General features: G+C 59.0%; 19 protein-coding genes and 1 tRNA gene. 6 read left to right on the top strand and 14 right to left on the bottom strand.

Annotation, left to right across the window (positions count from 1 at the left end; all coding sequences use genetic code 11):
- Positions 1 to 239 precede the first annotated feature (239 nt).
- Positions 240 to 506 (top strand): hypothetical protein, encoded by a 267-nt coding sequence (locus KGB28_RS18950; RefSeq protein ID WP_223447039.1) that lies wholly within the window; start codon positions 240 to 242, stop codon positions 504 to 506.
- 310 nt (positions 507 to 816) lie between these two features.
- Here the strand turns inward: KGB28_RS18950 and KGB28_RS18945 are convergent.
- Positions 817 to 906, bottom strand: a tRNA-Ser gene (locus tag KGB28_RS18945).
- A gap of 308 nt (positions 907 to 1,214) precedes the next feature.
- Here KGB28_RS18945 and KGB28_RS18940 point away from each other — a divergent pair.
- The 3 genes from KGB28_RS18940 to KGB28_RS18930 all read left to right on the top strand — a co-directional run bounded on the left by KGB28_RS18940 (position 1,215) and on the right by KGB28_RS18930 (position 3,973).
- Positions 1,215 to 1,904 (top strand): crotonase/enoyl-CoA hydratase family protein, encoded by a 690-nt coding sequence (locus KGB28_RS18940; protein WP_223447038.1) that lies wholly within the window; start codon positions 1,215 to 1,217, stop codon positions 1,902 to 1,904.
- Between the two features lie 214 nt (positions 1,905 to 2,118).
- On the top strand, positions 2,119 to 2,841 hold the full coding sequence (locus tag KGB28_RS18935) for a lysophospholipid acyltransferase family protein (RefSeq protein ID WP_223447037.1): 723 nt from the start codon (positions 2,119 to 2,121) through the stop codon (positions 2,839 to 2,841).
- 160 nt (positions 2,842 to 3,001) lie between these two features.
- Positions 3,002 to 3,973 carry a magnesium and cobalt transport protein CorA gene (locus KGB28_RS18930; protein ID WP_223447036.1) on the top strand — a complete coding sequence of 324 codons (972 nt, stop codon included), beginning with the start codon at positions 3,002 to 3,004 and terminating at the stop codon, positions 3,971 to 3,973.
- A gap of 124 nt (positions 3,974 to 4,097) precedes the next feature.
- On the opposite strand, the gene KGB28_RS18925 is transcribed toward KGB28_RS18930, so the two are convergent.
- The 3 genes from KGB28_RS18925 to KGB28_RS18915 all read right to left on the bottom strand — a co-directional run bounded on the left by KGB28_RS18925 (position 4,098) and on the right by KGB28_RS18915 (position 8,296).
- A complete protein-coding gene (locus KGB28_RS18925) occupies positions 4,098 to 4,826 on the bottom strand; it encodes an amidotransferase (RefSeq protein ID WP_223447035.1) in 729 nt (242 codons plus the stop codon).
- Positions 4,827 to 4,921: 95 nt separating this feature from the next.
- Entirely contained in the window at positions 4,922 to 7,066 is a 2,145-nt protein-coding gene (locus KGB28_RS18920; RefSeq protein ID WP_223447034.1) for a 3-hydroxyacyl-CoA dehydrogenase NAD-binding domain-containing protein, read from the bottom strand.
- A gap of 24 nt (positions 7,067 to 7,090) precedes the next feature.
- On the bottom strand, positions 7,091 to 8,296 hold the full coding sequence (locus tag KGB28_RS18915; protein WP_223447033.1) for an acetyl-CoA C-acetyltransferase: 1,206 nt from the start codon (positions 8,294 to 8,296) through the stop codon (positions 7,091 to 7,093).
- A 593-nt stretch (positions 8,297 to 8,889) separates the two neighbouring features.
- Between KGB28_RS18915 and KGB28_RS18910 the strand changes: the two genes are divergently transcribed.
- The gene (locus KGB28_RS18910; RefSeq protein WP_223447032.1) at positions 8,890 to 9,711 is read left to right on the top strand and encodes a c-type cytochrome; all 822 of its coding nucleotides are present in this window, start codon (positions 8,890 to 8,892) and stop codon (positions 9,709 to 9,711) included.
- A 134-nt stretch (positions 9,712 to 9,845) separates the two neighbouring features.
- Here KGB28_RS18910 and KGB28_RS18905 read toward each other — a convergent pair whose 3' ends face one another.
- The 10 genes from KGB28_RS18905 to KGB28_RS18860 all read right to left on the bottom strand — a co-directional run bounded on the left by KGB28_RS18905 (position 9,846) and on the right by KGB28_RS18860 (position 18,933).
- Positions 9,846 to 10,655, bottom strand: a complete 810-nt coding sequence (locus tag KGB28_RS18905) for a transglutaminase domain-containing protein (protein ID WP_150758897.1) — start codon at positions 10,653 to 10,655, stop codon at positions 9,846 to 9,848.
- Positions 10,652 to 11,602, bottom strand: a complete 951-nt coding sequence (locus tag KGB28_RS18900) for an alpha-E domain-containing protein (protein ID WP_150724614.1) — start codon at positions 11,600 to 11,602, stop codon at positions 10,652 to 10,654. The genes KGB28_RS18905 and KGB28_RS18900 overlap by 4 nt, the downstream gene beginning before the upstream one ends.
- 12 nt (positions 11,603 to 11,614) lie before the next feature.
- On the bottom strand, positions 11,615 to 13,024 hold the full coding sequence (locus KGB28_RS18895) for a circularly permuted type 2 ATP-grasp protein (protein WP_056721849.1): 1,410 nt from the start codon (positions 13,022 to 13,024) through the stop codon (positions 11,615 to 11,617).
- 368 nt (positions 13,025 to 13,392) lie between these two features.
- Positions 13,393 to 13,737 carry a ribonuclease E inhibitor RraB gene (locus tag KGB28_RS18890; protein WP_108218961.1) on the bottom strand — a complete coding sequence of 115 codons (345 nt, stop codon included), beginning with the start codon at positions 13,735 to 13,737 and terminating at the stop codon, positions 13,393 to 13,395.
- A gap of 210 nt (positions 13,738 to 13,947) precedes the next feature.
- A complete protein-coding gene (locus KGB28_RS18885) occupies positions 13,948 to 14,181 on the bottom strand; it encodes a hypothetical protein (protein WP_223447031.1) in 234 nt (77 codons plus the stop codon).
- 217 nt (positions 14,182 to 14,398) lie between these two features.
- Positions 14,399 to 15,274, bottom strand: coding sequence for a polyamine aminopropyltransferase (speE, locus tag KGB28_RS18880; RefSeq protein ID WP_223447030.1), 876 nt, complete (start codon positions 15,272 to 15,274; stop codon positions 14,399 to 14,401).
- Positions 15,275 to 15,550: 276 nt separating this feature from the next.
- Positions 15,551 to 15,742 carry a PLD nuclease N-terminal domain-containing protein gene (locus KGB28_RS18875; protein ID WP_085716868.1) on the bottom strand — a complete coding sequence of 64 codons (192 nt, stop codon included), beginning with the start codon at positions 15,740 to 15,742 and terminating at the stop codon, positions 15,551 to 15,553.
- An 82-nt stretch (positions 15,743 to 15,824) separates the two neighbouring features.
- Positions 15,825 to 16,355, bottom strand: coding sequence for a hypothetical protein (locus tag KGB28_RS18870; protein ID WP_223447029.1), 531 nt, complete (start codon positions 16,353 to 16,355; stop codon positions 15,825 to 15,827).
- Positions 16,356 to 16,478: 123 nt separating this feature from the next.
- Positions 16,479 to 16,997 carry an ankyrin repeat domain-containing protein gene (locus KGB28_RS18865; protein WP_223447021.1) on the bottom strand — a complete coding sequence of 173 codons (519 nt, stop codon included), beginning with the start codon at positions 16,995 to 16,997 and terminating at the stop codon, positions 16,479 to 16,481.
- A 97-nt stretch (positions 16,998 to 17,094) separates the two neighbouring features.
- The gene (locus tag KGB28_RS18860; RefSeq protein ID WP_223447020.1) at positions 17,095 to 18,933 is read right to left on the bottom strand and encodes a long-chain-acyl-CoA synthetase; all 1,839 of its coding nucleotides are present in this window, start codon (positions 18,931 to 18,933) and stop codon (positions 17,095 to 17,097) included.
- A gap of 383 nt (positions 18,934 to 19,316) precedes the next feature.
- Between KGB28_RS18860 and KGB28_RS18855 the strand changes: the two genes are divergently transcribed.
- Positions 19,317 to 19,595: a DUF3509 domain-containing protein gene (locus KGB28_RS18855; protein ID WP_150724607.1), complete on the top strand. Its 279-nt coding sequence runs from the start codon at positions 19,317 to 19,319 to the stop codon at positions 19,593 to 19,595.
- The last annotated feature ends 99 nt before the right edge of the window (positions 19,596 to 19,694 follow it).

Genomic DNA, 19,694 nt, shown 5'->3' with positions numbered 1-19,694 from the left:
AGTGTGTGAGTTTTCAATCAGCGCCAACAATTTCACCGAATCTGGAGTCATTTCCAGAGTTTCCCTAATGAATTACTACCGTCCATTCAACTTTCACAATCGCGGGTTAATTTCTGTGAATGAAATACTGTTTAAACATACTTATTACTACTTGTGACCCGTCCCCCTACTAATAATTAGCCGACCGGCAAGCCCAACCGACGGCACATCATTTGTTTGGGTACAAGGAGAGACGACCCATGAGCACTCCGTTGCGCATCAACGAAGCACTTTTGATTGCCGGCCACGCATTCGAACCTTTTCAATGCGTCGCCTGGGCTCCGCAAGACGGTAATGGCGAACTGAGCCTGACCGTCATGGACCGGGCCAACACTCATATTTGTCGCAAACAGGTTCCAACCAGTGCCTATTCCGACCCGGCGCAGCTGGAAAGCCTGCTGGAAGAGGTGCGCGCCGAGTTGAGCCAGGAGGGCTACAAGCTACAATCCTGGACAATGCCAGAGTAAGCATTCTCGCGGATCGCTACCGGTGATCCGCCTGATACTCCACTCTCAAGATCATCGAAGGCAGCCTCATGCACCTGGTGTTGGAATCAACCAGTCGTGCAGAGGGCTATGCCTTGGGCTTTCGCGATGCGGGGATCATCACTGAATTACAGTGCGTCGAATGATGGACACCGCTTAGAAACTGTTGAAAATCAGCCTTTGGCCGCAAAGCACTGAGCCGTCCAGGGTATAGGCCAAAGTATGGGCTGAATTTTTTCAGAACCGCAGAAACGAAAAAGCCCCGAATAATCGGGGCTCTAACGTTTAAATGTGGCGGTGAAGGAGAGATTCGAACTCTCGATACAGTTTCCTGTATACACACTTTCCAGGCGTGCTCCTTAAGCCACTCGGACACTTCACCGTATCTCTTCAAACAAGTTCTGTCTGTCGAGGCGCGCTAATGTAGTCGAAAGCATTTCCGATGGCAAACATTTTTTTCAGAATTTTCATGCGGTTAACGCGGTTCAGCGTTTGCGGTCGCTCCGGGCCATGGCAAACCGGCCAATCTCCGGCTTCGTGCCCGCCTCTATATAGAGGGGAATGCGCGGCAGGCACGGCGGGCTACACGTGGCGGGCGGGTAAAGGGTGACTGGCGGGTCAGTCACGGCGCTTTACCTGGCCTGCGGCGGTGGGTAACGTCTGCCCAACTTTATTGAAAGGAATAGCGTCATGAGTGAGTTGATTTCCTACCATCTCGAAGACGGTATCGCGACCCTGACCTTGAGCAATGGCAAGGTCAATGCCATCTCCCCGGATGTAATTGCCGCGTTCAACGCTGCGCTGGATCAGGCCGTGACTGATCGTGCGGTGGTGATCATTACCGGCCAGCCGGGCATTCTCTCTGGTGGTTATGACCTGAAGGTGATGACGGCCGGCCCTAGAGAAGCCGTGGCACTGGTGACCTCCGGTTCGACCCTGGCCCGCCGCCTGCTGTCGCACCCCTTCCCGGTGATCGTCGCGTGCCCGGGACACGCGGTGGCCAAGGGCGCGTTCCTGCTGTTGTCGGCCGACTATCGCATCGGCGTAGACGGTGCGTTCAGCATTGGCCTGAACGAAGTGCAGATCGGCATGACCATGCACCACGCGGGTATCGAGATTGCCCGTGACCGCTTGAACAAAGTGGCGTTGCAGCGTTCGGTGGTCAACGGCGAGATGTTCAATCCACAAGGCGCCGTGGCGGCCGGTTTCCTTGATGTCGTGGTCTCGCCTGAAGAACTGCAAGGCGCGGCACTGGCGGCGGCTCGTCAGTTGAAGAAGATCAACATGACCGCGCACAAGAACACCAAACTGAAAGTACGCAAAGCGCTGCTGGAGGCCCTGGACAACGCGATCATCCAGGATCAGGAACATTTGGGCTAAGCCCGGATCTGCTGCAACGAAAAGCCCGACCGTCGTGTCGGGCTTTTTCATACATGTCTGTGTTAAACGTCTGTAATCGCTCTAGACCGCATCTGACCCATTAGTCGGAAACATCAGCTCAAACATCAGCCATCTCCCACCTCCCTGGCAGCAATTGCCGAAAACAGTGTACATCCGTACACTGCGCCACCTTTTGTCCCGGTGGGGCCTGTAAATGCTGTTTGTGTTCCGTATGTCATTGATGGGCCTGCACTTTATCGTGGCGGGTGTGCTGGGGGTGATTCTCGGCCTGTGCCGGCCATTCAATCCGGACAACAGCCGCCTGTGCGCACGCCTGTACGCATGGCCGGCCATGTGCATTTTGCGTTTGCGAGTGAAGGCCGAAGTCGGGCCGTTGATGGATAAACCCGACAGCTGCGTGATCATCGCCAATCACCAGTCCAACTATGACCTGTTTGTGTTTGGCAACGTGGTGCCCCGTCGTACCGTGTGCATCGGCAAAAAGAGCCTGAAGTGGGTACCGCTGTTCGGGCAGTTGTTCTGGCTGGCCGGCAATGTGCTGATCGACCGTGGCAATGCGCAAAAGGCGCGAAAGTCGATGTTGACCACCACCCACACCCTGCAAAACAAAGACACCTCGATCTGGGTTTTTCCGGAAGGTACACGCAACCTGGGCGAGGACTTGCTGCCCTTCAAGAAAGGCGCCTTTCAGATGGCCATTGCCGCCGGGGTGCCTATCGTGCCGGTGTGTGTCAGCAGTTACGTCAAACACATGCGATTGAACCGCTGGCGCAGTGGGAAAATTCTGATTCGTTCGTTGCCGGCGATTCCCACCGCCGGATTGAGCCTGGACGACTTGCCCATGTTGATCGCCCAGTGCCGCGAGCAGATGCGTGAATGCATCGAATCAATGGACCGGCAACTGCAAGCCGCCTGAAAAACTAAACCCGCCTGGTGCGGGTTTTCTTTTGCCTGCGCGTCTTTGCCCAGAACTCGGCAGATTTAACTGACTCTCAAACACTGCGAGGCTAAGCTGATCCACACTGCCATTGCATTTGTTGCCAATTGAAAGCTGCCAAAAGAAGTGAACCACCATCATGGGTAGAGTTGTTGCTGCTGCGGTTTATAGCGCTGGTAAGAGAGTCACCAATATCACCCTCGACGAAGGCGCTGCCTGGGCTGCCAAGCCCGGGCACTTTGTCTGGATCGGCCTTGAGGAGCCGAACGCCGAGGAACTCTACAACCTGCAACGCCAGTTCAACCTGCACGAACTGGCGATTGAAGACGCCCTGGAAAAGCACAGCCGACCAAAGCTGGAAACCTTCGGCGATGCGCTGTTCATCGTGACGTATTCGCCCATCCGGGATGAAGGCAAACTCAAGTTCATCGAGACGCATATCTTTGCCGGCAATGGCTACATCATTACTGCGCGCAACGGTCATTCCGCGTCCTACGCCCTTGTCCGACAACGCTGTGAGGCGCGTCCGCTATTGCTTGAGCACGGGGAAGATTTCGTACTCTATGCCATCCTCGATTTCGTGATCGAAAACTACCAGCCGATGGGCGAAGCCATTCACGCGGAAATCGATGAGCTGGAGGGCAATGTGTTATGTGGCTCGTTGAATGACTACGACATCCAGAAACTGCATGGCCTGCGTCGTGATGTTTTGCGCTTGCGTCGTTACGTGGCCCCAATGATCGAGATAGGAGAGGAATTGCAGAGGCTGAGCTTCCCGTTCATCGACAAGAACATGCGCCCGTACTTTCGCGATGTGCAGATTCATGTAACGCGGCAGATGGAAGACCTGACGACGCTGGCGGATATTGCCAGCCAGACGATTGAGGTCGGGGTACTGTTGGAGGCCTCACGCCAGAGCGTGGTGCAACGCAAGTTTGCGGCCTGGGCGGCGATCCTGGCCTTCCCGACGGCAGTGGCGGGAATTTACGGGATGAACTTCCAGAACATGCCGGAGTTGAGCTGGCACTACGGGTATTTCGGAGTGCTGGGGTTTATTACGGTGGGATGTGTGGGGTTGTGGGCGAGTTTCAAGAAGTCCGGTTGGCTGTAGGACGTGTACCCACAGTGAAAACCGGTTGCCCCATTCGCGAGCAAGCCCGCTCCCACATGTTGATTGCATTTCAATGTGGGAGCGGCGGTGCGGCGATCCGACTTGCTCGCGAAGCTTCTAGCTTTTAAACCGCTTTGGCTGCTGGCTTGTGCGCCACAAACCGCATCATCCACTCGGCCACCGTAGTGCCGTGGTGTTCCTGTTCCAGGCTCGCGATACCTTTGGAGTAGACCTGCTCACCCAGTGCCTGCTGGCGAATCTCAAGCAGAGCACGGGAGTAGTCGTGGATGAATTCCGGATGCCCCTGGAAGCACAGCACCTGATCGTTGATGTGGTAGGCGGCATAGGGGCAGAAATCGCTGGAAGCGATGACCGTGGCGTTCTCCGGCAGCGACGTGACCTGATCCTGGTGACTGATCAGCAACGTCAGTTCTTCGCGCACCGGGTTCATCCAGGGCGCCTTGGCGGCCAATTTGTAGTTGTGGGTGCCGACGCCCCAGCCCTGGGTCGCACGCTCGCTCTTGCCACCGAGCAGCAGTGCCAGCAACTGATGGCCGAAGCAAACGCCCAGCAACTTGTCGCCGCGCTCGTAGCGGGTCAGCAGATAGGTCTTGAGGGTTTCGATCCACGGGTCGGTGCCGAAGGAATCGGCCTTGCTGCCCGTCACCAGGTAGGCGTCGAACGTCAGGTTGTCGCTTGGGTATTCACCCTGCACCACGTTGTAGACGGTGAACTCGGCGGCAATCGGTTGCTGCGAAAACAGGTGTTTGAACATCTGCCCGTAGCCCTGATATTGGTCAACCAATTCCGGACGCAGGTGGTCGGTTTCCAGAATGCAGATGCGTAACGACATAAAAAATACCTGACACGTGATGGGAATAATGCACACCCCAGAGCCTGCCTTGAAACGCTGTGACAAGGCAAGCCCCGAAATGCATCATCTCTCCCTTAGAACGCCTCCCCTTTGGCTGCTTTTTCCAGCAGCAAGGCGGGTGGCGCGAACCGCTCGCCATACTGCTTGGCCAGATACTGGGCGCGGGCCACAAAGTCCTGCACGCCGTACTGGTTGATGAACTGCAGTGCACCGCCGGTCCAGGCGGCGAAACCGATGCCGAAGATCGAGCCAACGTTGGCATCCGCCGTCGAGGTCAACACGCCCTCCTCCACACAGCGCACGGTTTCGATGGCTTGCACGAACAGCAGGCGATCACGCACGTCCTTCGGCGAGATCTGCCCGTCGGCTTTCTCGAAGCGGGTTTTCAACTCAGGCCACAGGTGTTTCTGGCCCCCCGCCGGATACTCGTAGAAACCTCCACCGGCAGCCTTGCCCGGACGCTTGAACTCATTGAGCAGCAAGTCAATCACGGTAAATGCCGGGTGTTCTGTCAGCGGTTTGCCTTCTGCTTGCAGGTCCTTGGCGGTTTGCAGACGGATATGGTTCATCAGGCTGAGGGACACTTCGTCAGAGATCGCCAGCGGTCCTACCGGCATGCCGGCCTTGCGCGCTTCAGTCTCGATCATCGCCGCGCTCACGCCTTCGCCCAGCATGGCGATGCCTTCGTTGGTGAAGGTGCCGAACACCCGCGACGTGAAGAAACCGCGGCTGTCGTTGACCACAATCGGGGTTTTCCTGATTTGCAGGACGTAATCGAAGCCGCGGGCCAGGGTTTCGTCGCTTGTGTTGGCGCCCTTGATGATTTCCACCAGCGGCATTTTTTCCACGGGGCTGAAAAAATGCAGGCCGATGAACTTGCTCTGATCGGGCACGGCGCACGCCAGGCCGCTGATTGGCAAGGTCGAGGTGTTGGAGGCGATCACCGCGTCCGTGCCGACAACCTTCTGCGCCGCCAATGAGACTTTGGCCTTCAAATCCCGATCCTCGAACACGGCCTCGATGATCAGGTCGCAACCGGCCAGGTCGGCATCGCTTTCGCTGGTTTGAATGCGTGACAGAACGGTGTCGCGTTGCTCGATGCTCATTTGTCCGCGAGCGACTTTCTTGTCCAGCAGCGCTGCCGAATGCGCCTTGCCCTTCTCCGCTGCCGCAAGGCTGATGTCCTTGAGCACCACCTCGATACCCGCCGACGCGCTGACAAACGCGATACCGGCGCCCATCATCCCGGCGCCGAGCACGCCGACCTTGCGGGTGACATAAGGCGAAAAACCTTGAGGCCGCGAGCCGCCGGCATTGATTTCGTTGAGCTGGAACCAGAACGTGCCGATCAGGTTTTTCGAGACCTGGCCGGTGGTCAGTTCAGTGAAGTAGCGGGTTTCGATCAGGTGCGCCGTATCGAAATCCACTTGGGCGCCTTCGACCGCCGCGCAGAGGATTTTCTCCGGCGCGGGCATCGTGCCCTGGGTTTTGCTGCGCAGGATCGACGGTGCAATCGCCAGCATCTGCGCAACTTTCGGGTTAGACGGTGTGCCGCCCGGTATCTGGTAGCCCTTCACGTCCCAGCGCTGCACCGCCGCCGGATTGGCCAGAATCCACGCCCGCGCCTTGGCCAACAGGTCTTCGTGATCGCTCGCCAGCGCGTCGATCAATCCTGCCTGCAACGCCTGTTGTGGCCGCACCTTCTTGCCTTCAAGCAAATAAGGCAGGGCTTTTTCCAGGCCGAGCATGCGCACCATGCGCACCACGCCTCCGCCGCCCGGCAGCAGGCCGAGGGTGACTTCCGGCAGGCCGAGTTGCACCGACGGGTTGTCCAGCGCCACACGGTGATGGCAGGCCAGGCAGATTTCCCAGCCGCCGCCCAATGCAGCGCCATTGATCGCCGCGACCACTGGCTTACCGAGGGTTTCCAGGGTGCGCAACTGGCCCTTGAGGCTCAGCACCATGTCGTAGAAGGCCTTGGCCTGGGGTTTGTCGACCTTGATCAGTTCATTGAGGTCGCCGCCCGCGAAGAAAGTCTTCTTGGCCGAGGTGATGATCACACCGGCGATGCTGTCCTTGTCGGCCACCAGGCGCGCAACGCAGTCAGCCATGGCTTCGCGGTACACCGCGTTCATGGTGTTGGCGCTCTGGCCGGGCATGTCGATGGTCAGGACGACGATCTGGTCCTGGCCTTTTTCGTAACGAATGGCTTCGTTCATAACGGGGTTCCTTGAAGTCCGGGCTCAGAGGCGTTCGATGATGGTGGCAATGCCCATGCCGCCGCCGACACACAGGGTCGCGAGGCCATAACGCAGGCGTCGGGCCTCCAGTTCATCGAGCAGCGTGCCGAGAATGGCGCAACCGGTGGCGCCCAGCGGGTGGCCCATGGCGATTGAGCCGCCGTTGACATTGACCTTGTCCGGATCGACGGCCATGTCCTTGATGAATTTCAACACCACCGACGCGAACGCCTCGTTGACCTCGAACAGATCGATGTCTTCGACCCGCAGCCCGGCCTTGGCCAGCGCCTTGCGGGTCGCCGGCGCGGGGCCGGTGAGCATGATGGTCGGATCGGTGCTGGTGACTGCCGTGGCGACAATCCGCGCCCGTGGTTGCAAGCCCAGTGCCCGGCCCTTGGCTTCGGAGCCGATGAGCATCAGCGCCGCGCCATCGACTATCCCGGAACTGTTGCCGGGGGTGTGCACATGGTTGATCCGCTCGACATGGCTGTAGACCCGCAGCGCGGTGGCATCGAAGCCCATCTGCCCCATCATCTCAAAACTCGGCTTGAGCTTGCCCAGGCCTTCCAGGGTCGAATCGGCACGGATGAACTCATCGTGATTGAGCAGGATGATGCCGTTCTGGTCCTGCACCGGCACCAGCGACTTGTTGAACGAACCGTCGGCTCGCGCCCTCGCAGCCTTTTGCTGGGAGTGCAGCGCATAGGCATCGACGTCCTGACGGCTGAAGCCTTCAAGGGTGGCGATCAGGTCGGCACCCACACCCTGTGGCGTGAATTGACTGTGCAGGTTGGTCGCCGGGTCCAGCGCCCAGGCCCCGCCATCGCTGCCCATCGGCACCCGGGACATCGACTCGACACCACCGACTACCACCAGGTCTTCGAAACCGGAACGCACTTTCATCGCGCCGAGGTTCACGGCCTCCAGCCCCGAAGCACAGAACCGGTTGATCTGTACTCCCGCCACGCTGACATCCCAATCGGCCACCTGAGCGGCGGTCTTGGCGATGTCGGAACCTTGATCGCCAATCGGTGTCACGCAGCCGAGCACCACATCATCGACCTGGCTGGTGTCCAGCGCCGTGCGCTGTTGCAGCGCGGTGAGCAAACCGGCAACCAGGTTCACCGGTTTGACGCTGTGCAAGGCGCCATCGGCCTTGCCTTTGCCACGGGGCGTGCGTAACGCGTCGAAAATCAATGCTTGGGTCATGACATCCTCGAACCGCAGTGCAGGTGGGTAAATACCGAGTGCCCACTCTTGGCCCGAGCCGCGTTTGATTCAATGACCGCAGCGCTCACAGACGTTGACGCTCACGCTCAGACGGACGGTAGTCAGCTACCGTTCAGGACACCAAGCTGTCTAGCCAACGGGCGCCAAAGAAGCTGGCAATAGGCCTCATGCCTTTTTTAAAGCAAATCGTAAGATCTCCATACGAAATGGATCTAAGCCAAGCTTAACGCGGGCTCTAAGGTGAACTTGTACGAAGTTGTCGTCGGGTTTTGCCGAGGCACTCGTCACTACAGGAAGTGCAACGCGCTGCCATCATGGAGCTATGCGGGCAGGCATCAGGAAATAACAAAAAAGGCGGTCAAGCCATGTTCAAACAATCGAAAGTACGTCAAGCCGGGCTCATCCTTTTCGCCACCACGCTGTTGTTGATATTGCCGAACCTGACCAAGGTCATCGGCTAGTCGCGTCTAAAAGATACGGCGTCACAGTTTTTGAATTGCCACTCTCAAAATGTGACTGGCCCGCTACCCGGGCCAGCGTGGCTGTGCCAATCTTTGCGGCACTTGCACGACATGGACGGCGATCACTTGAAAATGCTCATTCTGCTCGGGGCCATGCTGTTCGGCTCGCCCCTGTATGCCGCACAGCTGAACCTGGAGCTGGGCGCGAACAATCGCACCTGGCAGACCGAGCAATTGCTCAAGCATCCTCAGGTTCAAACCATCGACATCAGCAACGACGTTTCCTACAAGCGGGACATGAGTTACCGCGCCGTGCCGCTGTCCGCGCTGCTGACCGGCATCAAGCCTGAGGACCACCTGCAAGCCGTGGCCCTGGATGGTTTTGCCGCCGAAATGACCGCGGCGCCGTTGCTCAATACCCAAGGGGCACAGGCGTGGCTGGCGATTGAAGATCCGGCCAAACCCTGGCCACCGCTATCGGAAGGCAAGCCAGGCGCCGGGCCGTTCTATCTGGTCTGGAGCAATCCGCAGGCCGGCAATATCAGCCCCGAACAATGGCCGTTCCAGGTGGCGAGCATCAAACGCCTGGCGCCCGTAGCCGATCGCTTCCCTGCCCTGCTGCCCGATCCGGCGTTGAAGGCTGATGATCCGGTGAACAAGGGTTTGGCGTTGTTCCAGAAGAATTGCCTGGCCTGCCACCGACTCAATGGCGCCGGGGACGCGCAGTTCGGGCCGGACCTGAATATTCCGTACAACCCGACCGAGTACTTCGGCGCGGACTTCCTCAAGCGTTACATTCGCGATCCACAGAGTTTGCGTCAGTGGCCGCAGGCGAAGATGCCAGGGTTCTCGGCCGAGGTGTTGCCGGATGGGGACCTGCAGATGCTGGTGGGGTATTTGCAGCATATGGTTGGGCGCAAGGTGAAGCCCTAAGTCTTGCGCTGCATGGACCGGCCTCTTCGCGAGCAAGCCCGCTCCCACATTGGAATTGCTGTGCACCGCGAATTGTGCGCATGCCGCAGATCAAATGTGGGAGCGGGCTTGCTCGCGAAGCGGTATCCCCGATTTTACTGCTGTTGCACCGAAATCACCGGCGCCGGCGTCGGTGAAACCAGCACCTTGGCGTGCATCTGCTCACACCCGCCACCCCGGCGCATCCCGCGCACCGGACAGGCATCCAGGTAATCCAGGCCCACCGCCAGTTTCAGATGGCGTTCCGGCCGGGCCAGTTCATTGGTCACGTCGAAGCTGTACCAGGCATCGTCCAGCCAGGCTTCCGCCCAGGCGTGACTGGCCAGATGTTCGCTGTTCTCGCTGTACAGGTAGCCCGACACATAACGCGCTGGAATGCCCAGGCTGCGGGTGCAGGCGAGAAACGCGTGGGTGTGGTCCTGACACACGCCAGAGCGTCCGGCAAAGGCCTGGGCCGCGCTGGTGTCCACTTCCGTGGATCCCGGCGTGTAGGTCATATGCTGGTTGAGGCCATGCATCAGATCGATCAGCGCCGTGCGATCGCGGCGTTGCTTGCATTCCTTCTCGGCGAACGCCCGCAGGGCGGCGTCGGCTTCGGTCAAACGGGTGAAGCGCAGAAACGGCAATGCCGACTGGCTCTCGTGTTCGGCCTCACGCCATTCGTCGATATCGACCTGGCCGCGGGCGCCGATGATGATCGCCTCGTGGGGCTCGTCCATGGTCAGCACATGCAGGATGTTGCCGAACGGATCGAGCTGCGCCCGCACCGGACGCGGCAAGTCGAGCTGCCAACTGAGCACGTGCTGGCGCTCGCTGTCGTGGGGAGTCAGGCGCAGATACTGGATGCTCGCCCGCACCTTGTCTTCGTAGTGATAGGTGGTCTCGTGGCTAATGGAAAGTCTCATGCGGCCTCCAGATAAGAACTGTGAATCGCGTTACCCAACTGGCGCACCAGCGGGATGAACTCGGTGAGCCAGGCGTGCAGGCCTTCTTCGAGAATTTCATGGATGCCGGTGTAGCGCAGGCGTGCGTCCATTTCTGCCGCCAGGCGTTGTGCGGGACGACCATTGGCCCCCGGCAATTGCGCGAGGATCAGGTCGATTTCTTCGGTGCAGGCGCGCAGGGATCGCGGTACATCGGCCCGCAGCAACAGCAATTCGGCGACATGCCGGGCGCCGGGGGCGTCGCGGTAGATTTCCGTGTAGGCCTCGAACGACGACAACGCCCGCAACAATGCGCTCCATTGGTAATACGCGTGAGCGGTGCCATCGCTGACCGCTTCGGCCTGATCGCCGGCCATTTCGTAGCGGGCATCGAGCAGGCGCAAGGTGTTGTCCGCCCGTTCGATAAAGGTCCCCAGACGAATGAAGCGAAACGCATCGTTACGCATGATGGTGCCGTAGGACGCGCCCCGGAACAGATGGGAACGTTCCTTGATCCACTCGCAGAAACGGCTCATGCCGTAGCGACTGAGGCCCTGTTCGGCGATGCCGCGAATTTCCAGCCAGGTGGCGTTGATGTTTTCCCACATGTCGGCGGTGATGCGCCCACGCACCGCATGGGCGCTGGCCCGTGCGGCACCGAGGCAGCTGTAGATGCTCGCCGGGTTGGCCGCATCCAGGGCGAAGAAATGCAGCAGCCGTTCGGCATGCAGTTCGCCATGGCGCTCCAGGTAATCGTCCAGGGTGCCGGTGATCAACAGCGGCATGGCCAGTTCGTGCAAACCGTCGCCGCGACCGTCTTGCGGCATCAGCGACAGCGAATAGCTGATGTCGAGCATCCGTGCGAGGTTTTCCGCCCGCTCCAGGTAACGCGACATCCAATACAAATCCGAGGCAGTTCTACTTAACATGACAGGCTTCCTTTAATCCTCGACCACCCAGGTGTCCTTGGTTCCGCCGCCCTGGGAGGAATTGACCACCAGGGAGCCTTCGCGCAGGGCGACGCGGGTCAAGCCGCCGGGCACGACCCGGGTTTCACGACCCGACAGAACAAACGGCCGCAAGTCGATGTGGCGTGGCGCAATGCCGTTTTCGACAAAGGTCGGACAGGTCGACAGCGACAACGTCGGTTGCGCGATATACGCATGGGGCTTGGCGATGATCCGCGCGCGGAACGCTTCGATTTCCGCCGCCGTCGCTGCCGGCCCCACCAGCATTCCGTACCCGCCGGAGCCTTGGGTTTCCTTGACCACCAGTTCTGGAAGATTGGCCAGCACGTGGGAAAGCTCAGACGGGTTACGGCATTGCCAGGTCGGCACGTTCTTCAGGATCGGCTCTTCATCGAGATAGAAACGGATCATGTCGGTAACGAACGGATACACCGATTTGTCGTCCGCCACCCCCGTGCCGATGGCATTGGCCAGCACCACGTTGCCGGAACGGTAGGACGACAGCAGCCCCGGCACACCGAGCATCGATTCCGGGTTGAAGGCCAGGGGATCGAGGAAGGCGTCGTCTAGGCGACGATAAATCACGTCGACCGCTTTCGGCCCGTCGGTGGTGCGCATGTAGACCTTGTCGTCACGCACGAACAGGTCCGCGCCCTCCACCAGCTCCACGCCCATTTCCCGCGCCAGGAACGCGTGTTCAAAGAACGCGCTGTTGAAGCGCCCCGGCGTCAGCACCACCACGCTCGGGTTATCGATCGGGCTTGAGCTTTTCAGGGTGTCGAGCAGCAGGTTCGGGTAGTGGTCGATGGGGGCAATGCGTTGTGCCGCGAACAACTCGGGGAACAGGCGCATCATCATCTTGCGGTCTTCGAGCATGTAGCTGACGCCGCTCGGTGTACGCAGGTTGTCTTCGAGCACGTAGTAGGTGCCGTCGCCGTCGCGCACCAGGTCGACGCCGGAGATGTGCGAATAGATATCGCGGTGCAGATCCAGGCCCTGCATCGCCAACTGGTACTGCTCGTTGGCCAGCACCTGCTCGGCCGGAATGATGCCGGCCCTGATGATGCGCTGCTCGTGGTAAAGGTCGGCGAGGAACATGTTCAACGCCTTGACCCGCTGGATGCAGCCGCGCTCGACTATCCGCCATTCGCTGGCGGGGATACTGCGGGGGATGGTGTCGAAGGGAATCAGGCGCTCTGTCCCTTGCTCATCACCGTAGAGCGTGAAAGTAATCCCGGCGCGATGAAACAACAGATCGGCCTCGCGTCGCCGTTGTGCCAGAAGCTCGTCAGGCGTCTCGGCCAGCCAACGGGCAAACTCCCGATAATGCGGGCGGACCTGGCCGCCGGCATCGTACATCTCATCAAAATAGGTGCGGATCATGCCGTACTCCTTGTCACTCGGACGTCCAGACCTTCGCAAGGCCCGTGCCATCGGCATAAACGCTTAGATTTCAATCGGTTGGATAATCAAGACGCACACACCGCACCAATCCTGTGCGACAAATGCCCCAACCTGATTGCCCCCGCTTCATTGCAAGGCGCTGTGATCGCCTATCACCAGCATAGTCAGAGTTGATTTCACTGCCTGGCAATGGCTGCGGATAATCCATGCATTCGCTGAAAAGCTCACCGAACTTCCCTTTTAGCCGTCTGCCCAGGCGGCTTTTTTTTACCGAAGTTCAATGACCGAAAATGAAAACGGCCAACCCGAAGGTCAGCCGTCATTGCTGGTTGTCACTGTTCATAAGGTTATGCGAGTCGCCCTCGTACCTCCTGTTTCACACCCCAGCCTTCGATGATGCCGCCCAACGGCTCGACCACTGCTTCGAAACCTTGTTCGAAATCGCCGATGTCGTCGTAGGTGGCATACATGACCTTGCACAACTCCAGCGCCCAGGCGCCATCGTCGCGCACACTGACTTGCGCATTCAGGGATTCACCACGGTGGAAATGACCTGCCGCCCTGCGTGCCCGCTCCTCGTCCGGGAAAATGGCGTAGAACTCGATGGGATGAAACCGTGAAAAGTCAAAACCGCCTTCTTTCATGCGGCGCAGAACGCTGCTGCTGATGTCTTCTTGATAGGCTGTGCTCATGAAACGTCCTCCTCAAAACGATGGATAGACTTTCCGTACTCCCTCACCCGCAACCGAACAGCGCGAGCGACGGCAACCGATGTGCCGGCGGGAAACAAGCATGGAGCTGACAAGACCAGACCTTAGCGATCCGTTCGCTGATCTCGCTTGCAGAGTAGCCTCAAGATAGAGCCTCTGCCAAGGCCTGGATGTGAATGCGAGAGGTGTTGCTCAGACTGGAGTAATGCCGAGGATTTGAATGCTGTTCTGGGACTTGAGCTCTTTGACGCACGCATCGGCGGTCCGCCCTTCCAGATCGTTCAGATCCAGTTCGGCGGCAACAGGAAGAAGCCGGGCCTTGATGAGCTTGGCGGCACGCTCGTAGTCCGGGCGCTCGGTGCACTCAAAGACTTCGTCGATGGTTTCGCCATGATCATCCACGAAAGTGACTTTCCACTTTTGCATTGGTGCCTCCTCGATAAAACCCGGGGATGGGCTTACCTCTATCTCGACCTTGTTAGCTGGCTAATTGTTCCGCCTTGTTCCGCTGCAATTCAATGTGGGGGCGGCGGTGCGGCGATCCGACTTGCTCGCGAAGAGGGTGTGTCAGTTGACAGAATTGCTGACTGATACACCGCTTTCGCGAGCAAGCTCGCTCCCACAGTTTTTGTGTTTCAACCCATTAGTCGTTGCTTGGCTTGTTCACCGCCTGCAATACGTACTGAGGCAAGGCGAAGGCGCCGATGTGGATTTCAGGATTGTAGTAGCGGGTGACGATGCCGCTGCCCGTGAAGCGCTGTTGCAGGGTTTCGCGGGACAACTTGCGATAAGCGGTATTGGTGGCGCCCCAGGCGAAGGTCATCGAACCGCCGATGTAGGTCGGCACGGCGGCCTGGTAGAAGTGCCAGTCCGGGAACAGGCTGCGCAGGCGACCGGCGGTGGTCTTCACTTCTTCGATCTGCATGAACGGCGTGCCGTTCTGGGTCACCAGGATGCCGCCTTCGTTCAGGCAGCGGTGGCAGGCCTGGTAGAAGTTTTCCGAGAACAGCACTTCGCCCGGCCCGATCGGGTCGGTGGAATCGGAAATGATCACGTCGAATTTTTCAGTGGTGGTGGCGACGAAACGCATGCCGTCGTCGATCACCAGGCTCAGGCGTGGATCATCGAACGCGCCCTTGGAGTGGTTCGGCAGGAATTCCTTGCACATGTCGACCACGGTGCCGTCGATCTCGACCATGGTGATGTGCTCGACACTGCGGTGCTTGGCCACTTCACGCAACATGCCGCCATCACCGCCGCCGATGATCAGCACGCGTTTGGCAGCACCGTGCGCCAGGATCGGCACGTGGGTGAGCATTTCGTGGTAGATGAATTCGTCGGCTTCGGTGGTCTGGATCACGCCGTCCAGCGCCATTACCCGGCCCATGCGCGGGTTCTCGAAGATCACCAGGTGCTGGTGTTCGGTGCGCACTTCGTGCAGCAGTTTTTCCATGCGAAAACGCTGGCCGTAGCCTTCGTAGAGGGTTTCCAGGTAGTCGCTGGTCGGGGTATTGCTCATGGGAAGTGCTCCGATGAATGCGGGTGGCAACGGACGGTTACCCGCCCATGATGGCCAATCGAGCGTCTCGATTGACCGGGAAAGGCGCGCATTCTACGTCGCGGAACATGACAGGTCGAACCTCACTTGTTCGACTGGCCCCAATCCTGTGGGAGCGGGCTTGCTCGCGAAGCAGGCAACTCGGTCTGTCGGCGAACCGCGTAATCGTTCTTCGCGAGCAAGTCGGATCGCCGCACCGCCGCTCCCACAGGGTCGGTGTTGTCTGGGGGAAAACCGTCAGAACTTGACGTTGCCCCGCGGCCCGGCGATGGCCCAGATGATCAGTCCCAGCACCGGCAACAGCGCGATCAACAATACCCAGAGGATTTTCATCCCGGTCTCGGCGCTACTTTTGAACACGTTGATGATGGCCCAGATGTCCAGGACAAAAATGATCAAGGCAACCAGGCTGTTGAACGTGGAACCCATGGTGACGCTCCCAAAGAGTGATATGCCCCCTCAGGATAGACGGTCGTCGCAAGGGTTCCCTTTTATTGACAGTATTTTGCTATCAGACGTGGATCGCCACTTTCAGGGCTTCCAGGGATGGCGCGGCTGCGATGCCGACTTCTGCGCACAATTCCAGCACCCGTGGCACGTCATTGCCGTAGACCAGGACCACCTGCAGCTCGTCATCGAGCAACTGGCTGAAATTCATCAGCGTGTAGCCACCGTTTTCCTTGTTCATGCTGCTCATCTGCACCTGGATGCGGTTGAGCGCGGTCAGGGCTTCGGTCTTGGCCAGTTGCTTGGGCTTGAGATTGAACTCCACCCCCGGGCCGAACGAGGCGACGATCTGCGCGAACAGGTCCATGTAGGTGTCAGCCTGGAACAGCACCGTTTCCGGCAGGCTGCCGACCACCACCCACTCACCCAGCGGGATCGGGAAGGTTTCGTCGTAGTTGATGTCCGGATTGGCGGTCAGGAAAGCCTCGGGATCGGCGTAGGCCTGGGCCGCTTCGCCCGCGACCTTGAGGATTTCGTCTTCGCCCATGCACCCGGAGCTGATTTTGCTGATGAGTTCGACGAGTGCGGCTTTCATGGGGAGGATCCTGTAGCGAGGTGAATTTTGAGGCCGCGAAGGATAGCGCATTAATGAGTGAAATGCGGACCTGTGGCGATGCAATCCCTCGCCACAAAAGCCCCCTCGCCACAGGGTTCAACGTCAGCCCAGCAGTTTTTCCAGCTGAGCAACCGTATCGGAAGCCCCCATGGTCTTCGCCGCCTCCAGGGCAGTGATGCCATTGGCGTCCTTGGCTTTCGGGTCGGCGCCCTTGCTGATCAGGTAATCGACCACTTCGACGCGGTTGAACATCGCTGCCATCATCAGCGCCGTGCGGCCATCGAAGGACGAGCCTTCAACCTGGGCGCCGCCGTCGACCAAGGCCTTAATCACCGTAAGATCGCCCTTGAAGGCGGCGCCGGCAATCGGGCTCTGGCCGTTGTCGTTGCGGATCTCCGGGTCGGCCTTGTGCTCCAGCAGGACTTTTACCGTGTCCACATGACCGTGATACGCGGCCAGCATCAGCAAGGTATCGCCCTTGTGGTTACGCAGGTTCGGCGGCAAACCCTTGGTCAGCAGCGCGGCCATCATCGCCGCATCGCCCTCCCGTGCCTTGTTGAATACCTGTTCGGTGAATTCGGCGGCTTCTTCGGGGGTCATCTGGCGGCTTTTGTCTGACATTCGGCACTCTCTTTTCTGTCATTCGTAAAAGCCGACAGTTTCCCGAGCGCCCCAGGCACTGTCACTTGTTTTTTCTCATGGGCCGCCATAGCCAGATTCAATAGCGATACTTGCCGCCGTGAATGTCGGACAACAACTGTTCCGTGACCTGCACGTAAGTCTGCGTCCCCGGCAGCCAGGCATAGATCGGATCATCTCCGGTTTTACCCGGGTCGAAGGCCTCGTCCTTGAGTCGGGTCTTCTGATATTTGAACGTCCCGGTGGTTTCCATTTTCACTTTCACCCGCAGGAACAGCGGCACCGCATAGGCCGGCATTTGCTCGCGGGCGAAGGCCAGCAGCTCACTGAAGTCCAGGGTCGCCAGGGATTCGGCCGGGGTAATCGCCGCCATCCCGGCCCGGCCATTGGTGTTGCGGATTTCCACGCCATAGGCCACGGCTTCGGAAATAAGCGGGTGTTGCAGGAGGATGTTTTCGACCTCGGTGGTCGAGACGTTTTCGCCCTTCCAGCGGTAGGTATCGCCCAGGCGGTCGACAAACTGTGCATGCCCAAAGCCGATGTTGCGCAACAGGTCGCCGGTGTTGAAGTAGCGGTCACCCTTTTCGAACACATCCTCAAGCACGACCTTGGCGGTTTTCTGCGGATCGGTGTAGCCGTCCAGTGGTGCCTTGTCGTCGATTTTTGCCAGCAACAAGCCCTGCTCGCCCTTGGCTACCTTGCGCATCAGGCCATTGGCCTGACGAATCGGCGCGCCGCTGTCATGGTCGTACGCGACCAGCTCCCAGGACATCAGGGAAAAACCGATGGTGTTGTCGAAATTGAGAATGTTGGTGAAACCGATATTGCCGTCGCTGGCGGCGTACAGCTCGCAGATGTGATTCACCACAAAGCGGGTCTTGAACTCGTTCCAGGCGCCGGGACGCAAGCCGTTGCCGATCATTTTCTTCACATCGTGCCGGCTGTCGTCGGCGCTGGGCGGTTGATCGACCAGGTAGCGGCACAGTTCGCCGACATAACCGATGGTGGTCGCCCGGTACTTGCGCGCGTCGTTCCAGAACTGACTGGCGCTGAATTTGCGGCGGATGGCGAACCCGCTGGCACCACTGACGGCCGACCCCCAGCACACGCAAAGGCCCGTGGCGTGGTACAGCGGCAGGGTGCAATAGACGACATCGTCGGGGCGCATGTCCAGGGCGATCATGCCGAAGCTCGCCGAGCTGCGCATCCAGCGTCCGTGCTTGAACACGCCAGCCTTGGGCAGCCCCGTGGTGCCCGAGGTGTAGATATAAAAACAGGGATCGTCGAAGAAAACCTGCCGGCTGCTGACCGGGTTGTCGCTGGCGTCGTCGAGACTGGCGGTCATCAGGTTGATGAAACCTTCAGGCGCGATACCCGGTTGGCGAGAGGTGTCCTGATCGGCGACGAACCAGGTTCGGTCAGCCTTGATCGACACCCGATCACGCACCGCCAGGTATGCCGGGACCAACTCCTCACCGACAATGATCGCCACCGGCGCCACCAGATTCACACTGTGCACCAGGGTATCGCGGGTCTGCGAGGTATTGAGCAGCGCACTGATCGCGCCGACCTTGGCCACCGCCAGAATCGTCACCAGCAGTTCCGGGCGGTTCTCGATGAAGACCGCCACCACATCACCCTTGCCGATGCCTTGGCCGATCAGGTGATGGGCGATGCGATTGGCCCATTGGTTGACCTCGGAGTAACTGAGCGTTACGTCGCCTTGCAACAGCGCCGGGCCATCCGGGTTGCGCAACGTGGCTTGCTCGAAACTCCAGCCCAAACCACACGCTTGGGTCGGGTCCTTGACGTTGGCGGCCTTCATGCCTTTCACCACCCGGGGGATGGCCTTGGCGATGGAAGGCAGCTTGCGGAGCATCATGCTCCAGGTAATCGTGTCGTTCGACGTACGGCTCATGATGCTCCCGTTCGATCTTTTTATTGTCGGGCTGCGATGACTGAGCCCGAAAATACGTCAACGGTTCTTGAGCTGTACACGCGGTTTTTGAAATGTTTTGTATCTGCGATCTTGATCCGCGATCTTGATCTGGGATCTTGATCTGCGATTGATACAAGGCCAATCGTGAACCCCCGCACACGCAATGGTTCCATCGAATCGCCGAGCGACCTCGCAAAATGCAGGATGCACGATGACCATTCATGCAGAATGCACGAAAGCAAAAATCATCACAGATACCAACTTGTTGTTTTATAAGGTTATTTATAAGTAACCGAGGCTGGCACAATCACTGCAACCCTCTCCGTATGCTTGCCATTCAAGAGCCAACGGAGCTGAAAGACATGAACCTGATTCAGGAAAAATTTTCGTCCCTGTTCTCCAACTTCGAAGTCACCACCCAGGCCCGTCCTGACGGTGGGATCCTGCTGACCCTGAACGGCGGTGAAGGCAAAGTGTTCAAGCGCTCGATTTCCTACCAGCAATTGCACAATGGCGACCAACTGACGTGGGTGATCAGCGCGATTCGCCGCGACCTCGCCGAACAAGCCAGTGAACTGCCGCAGATTTCCATGCTGCAGAGCCAGCAACGGTTTGCGCTGCCGACTTATCACTCGCTGTAAACAGTTGTGGGAAAAACACTGTGGGAGCGGGCTTGCTCGCGAAAGCGTCGTATCAGTCAACATCAACGTTGAATGACACACCGCTTTCGCGAGCAAGCC

The sequence above is a fragment of the Pseudomonas sp. BF-R-19 genome (assembly GCF_019956445.1).
GTDB lineage: Bacteria > Pseudomonadota > Gammaproteobacteria > Pseudomonadales > Pseudomonadaceae > Aquipseudomonas > Aquipseudomonas fluorescens_BH.
Note: the sequence above shows the minus strand (reverse complement) of the source record. Positions and strands in the feature narration are given on the sequence as shown.

Excerpts from the sequence above, each read along its gene's own strand:
- KGB28_RS18925 (WP_223447035.1), bottom strand. The coding sequence starts at position 4,826 with ATGTCGTTACGCATCTGCATTCTGGAAACCGACCACCTGCGTCCGGAA.
- KGB28_RS18950 (WP_223447039.1), top strand. The coding sequence starts at position 240 with ATGAGCACTCCGTTGCGCATCAACGAAGCACTTTTGATTGCCGGCCAC.
- KGB28_RS18870 (WP_223447029.1), bottom strand. The coding sequence starts at position 16,355 with ATGAAAGCCGCACTCGTCGAACTCATCAGCAAAATCAGCTCCGGGTGC.
- KGB28_RS18915 (WP_223447033.1), bottom strand. The coding sequence starts at position 8,296 with ATGACCCAAGCATTGATTTTCGACGCGTTACGCACGCCCCGTGGCAAA.
- KGB28_RS18935 (WP_223447037.1), top strand. The coding sequence starts at position 2,119 with ATGCTGTTTGTGTTCCGTATGTCATTGATGGGCCTGCACTTTATCGTG.
- KGB28_RS18885 (WP_223447031.1), bottom strand. The coding sequence starts at position 14,181 with ATGCAAAAGTGGAAAGTCACTTTCGTGGATGATCATGGCGAAACCATC.
- KGB28_RS18920 (WP_223447034.1), bottom strand. The coding sequence starts at position 7,066 with ATGAACGAAGCCATTCGTTACGAAAAAGGCCAGGACCAGATCGTCGTC.
- KGB28_RS18855 (WP_150724607.1), top strand. The coding sequence starts at position 19,317 with ATGAACCTGATTCAGGAAAAATTTTCGTCCCTGTTCTCCAACTTCGAA.
- KGB28_RS18940 (WP_223447038.1), top strand. The coding sequence starts at position 1,215 with ATGAGTGAGTTGATTTCCTACCATCTCGAAGACGGTATCGCGACCCTG.
- KGB28_RS18860 (WP_223447020.1), bottom strand. The coding sequence starts at position 18,933 with ATGAGCCGTACGTCGAACGACACGATTACCTGGAGCATGATGCTCCGC.
- KGB28_RS18900 (WP_150724614.1), bottom strand. The coding sequence starts at position 11,602 with ATGTTAAGTAGAACTGCCTCGGATTTGTATTGGATGTCGCGTTACCTG.
- KGB28_RS18930 (WP_223447036.1), top strand. The coding sequence starts at position 3,002 with ATGGGTAGAGTTGTTGCTGCTGCGGTTTATAGCGCTGGTAAGAGAGTC.
- KGB28_RS18905 (WP_150758897.1), bottom strand. The coding sequence starts at position 10,655 with ATGAGACTTTCCATTAGCCACGAGACCACCTATCACTACGAAGACAAG.
- speE (WP_223447030.1), bottom strand. The coding sequence starts at position 15,274 with ATGAGCAATACCCCGACCAGCGACTACCTGGAAACCCTCTACGAAGGC.
- KGB28_RS18895 (WP_056721849.1), bottom strand. The coding sequence starts at position 13,024 with ATGATCCGCACCTATTTTGATGAGATGTACGATGCCGGCGGCCAGGTC.
- KGB28_RS18875 (WP_085716868.1), bottom strand. The coding sequence starts at position 15,742 with ATGGGTTCCACGTTCAACAGCCTGGTTGCCTTGATCATTTTTGTCCTG.
- KGB28_RS18890 (WP_108218961.1), bottom strand. The coding sequence starts at position 13,737 with ATGAGCACAGCCTATCAAGAAGACATCAGCAGCAGCGTTCTGCGCCGC.
- KGB28_RS18910 (WP_223447032.1), top strand. The coding sequence starts at position 8,890 with ATGGACGGCGATCACTTGAAAATGCTCATTCTGCTCGGGGCCATGCTG.
- KGB28_RS18865 (WP_223447021.1), bottom strand. The coding sequence starts at position 16,997 with ATGTCAGACAAAAGCCGCCAGATGACCCCCGAAGAAGCCGCCGAATTC.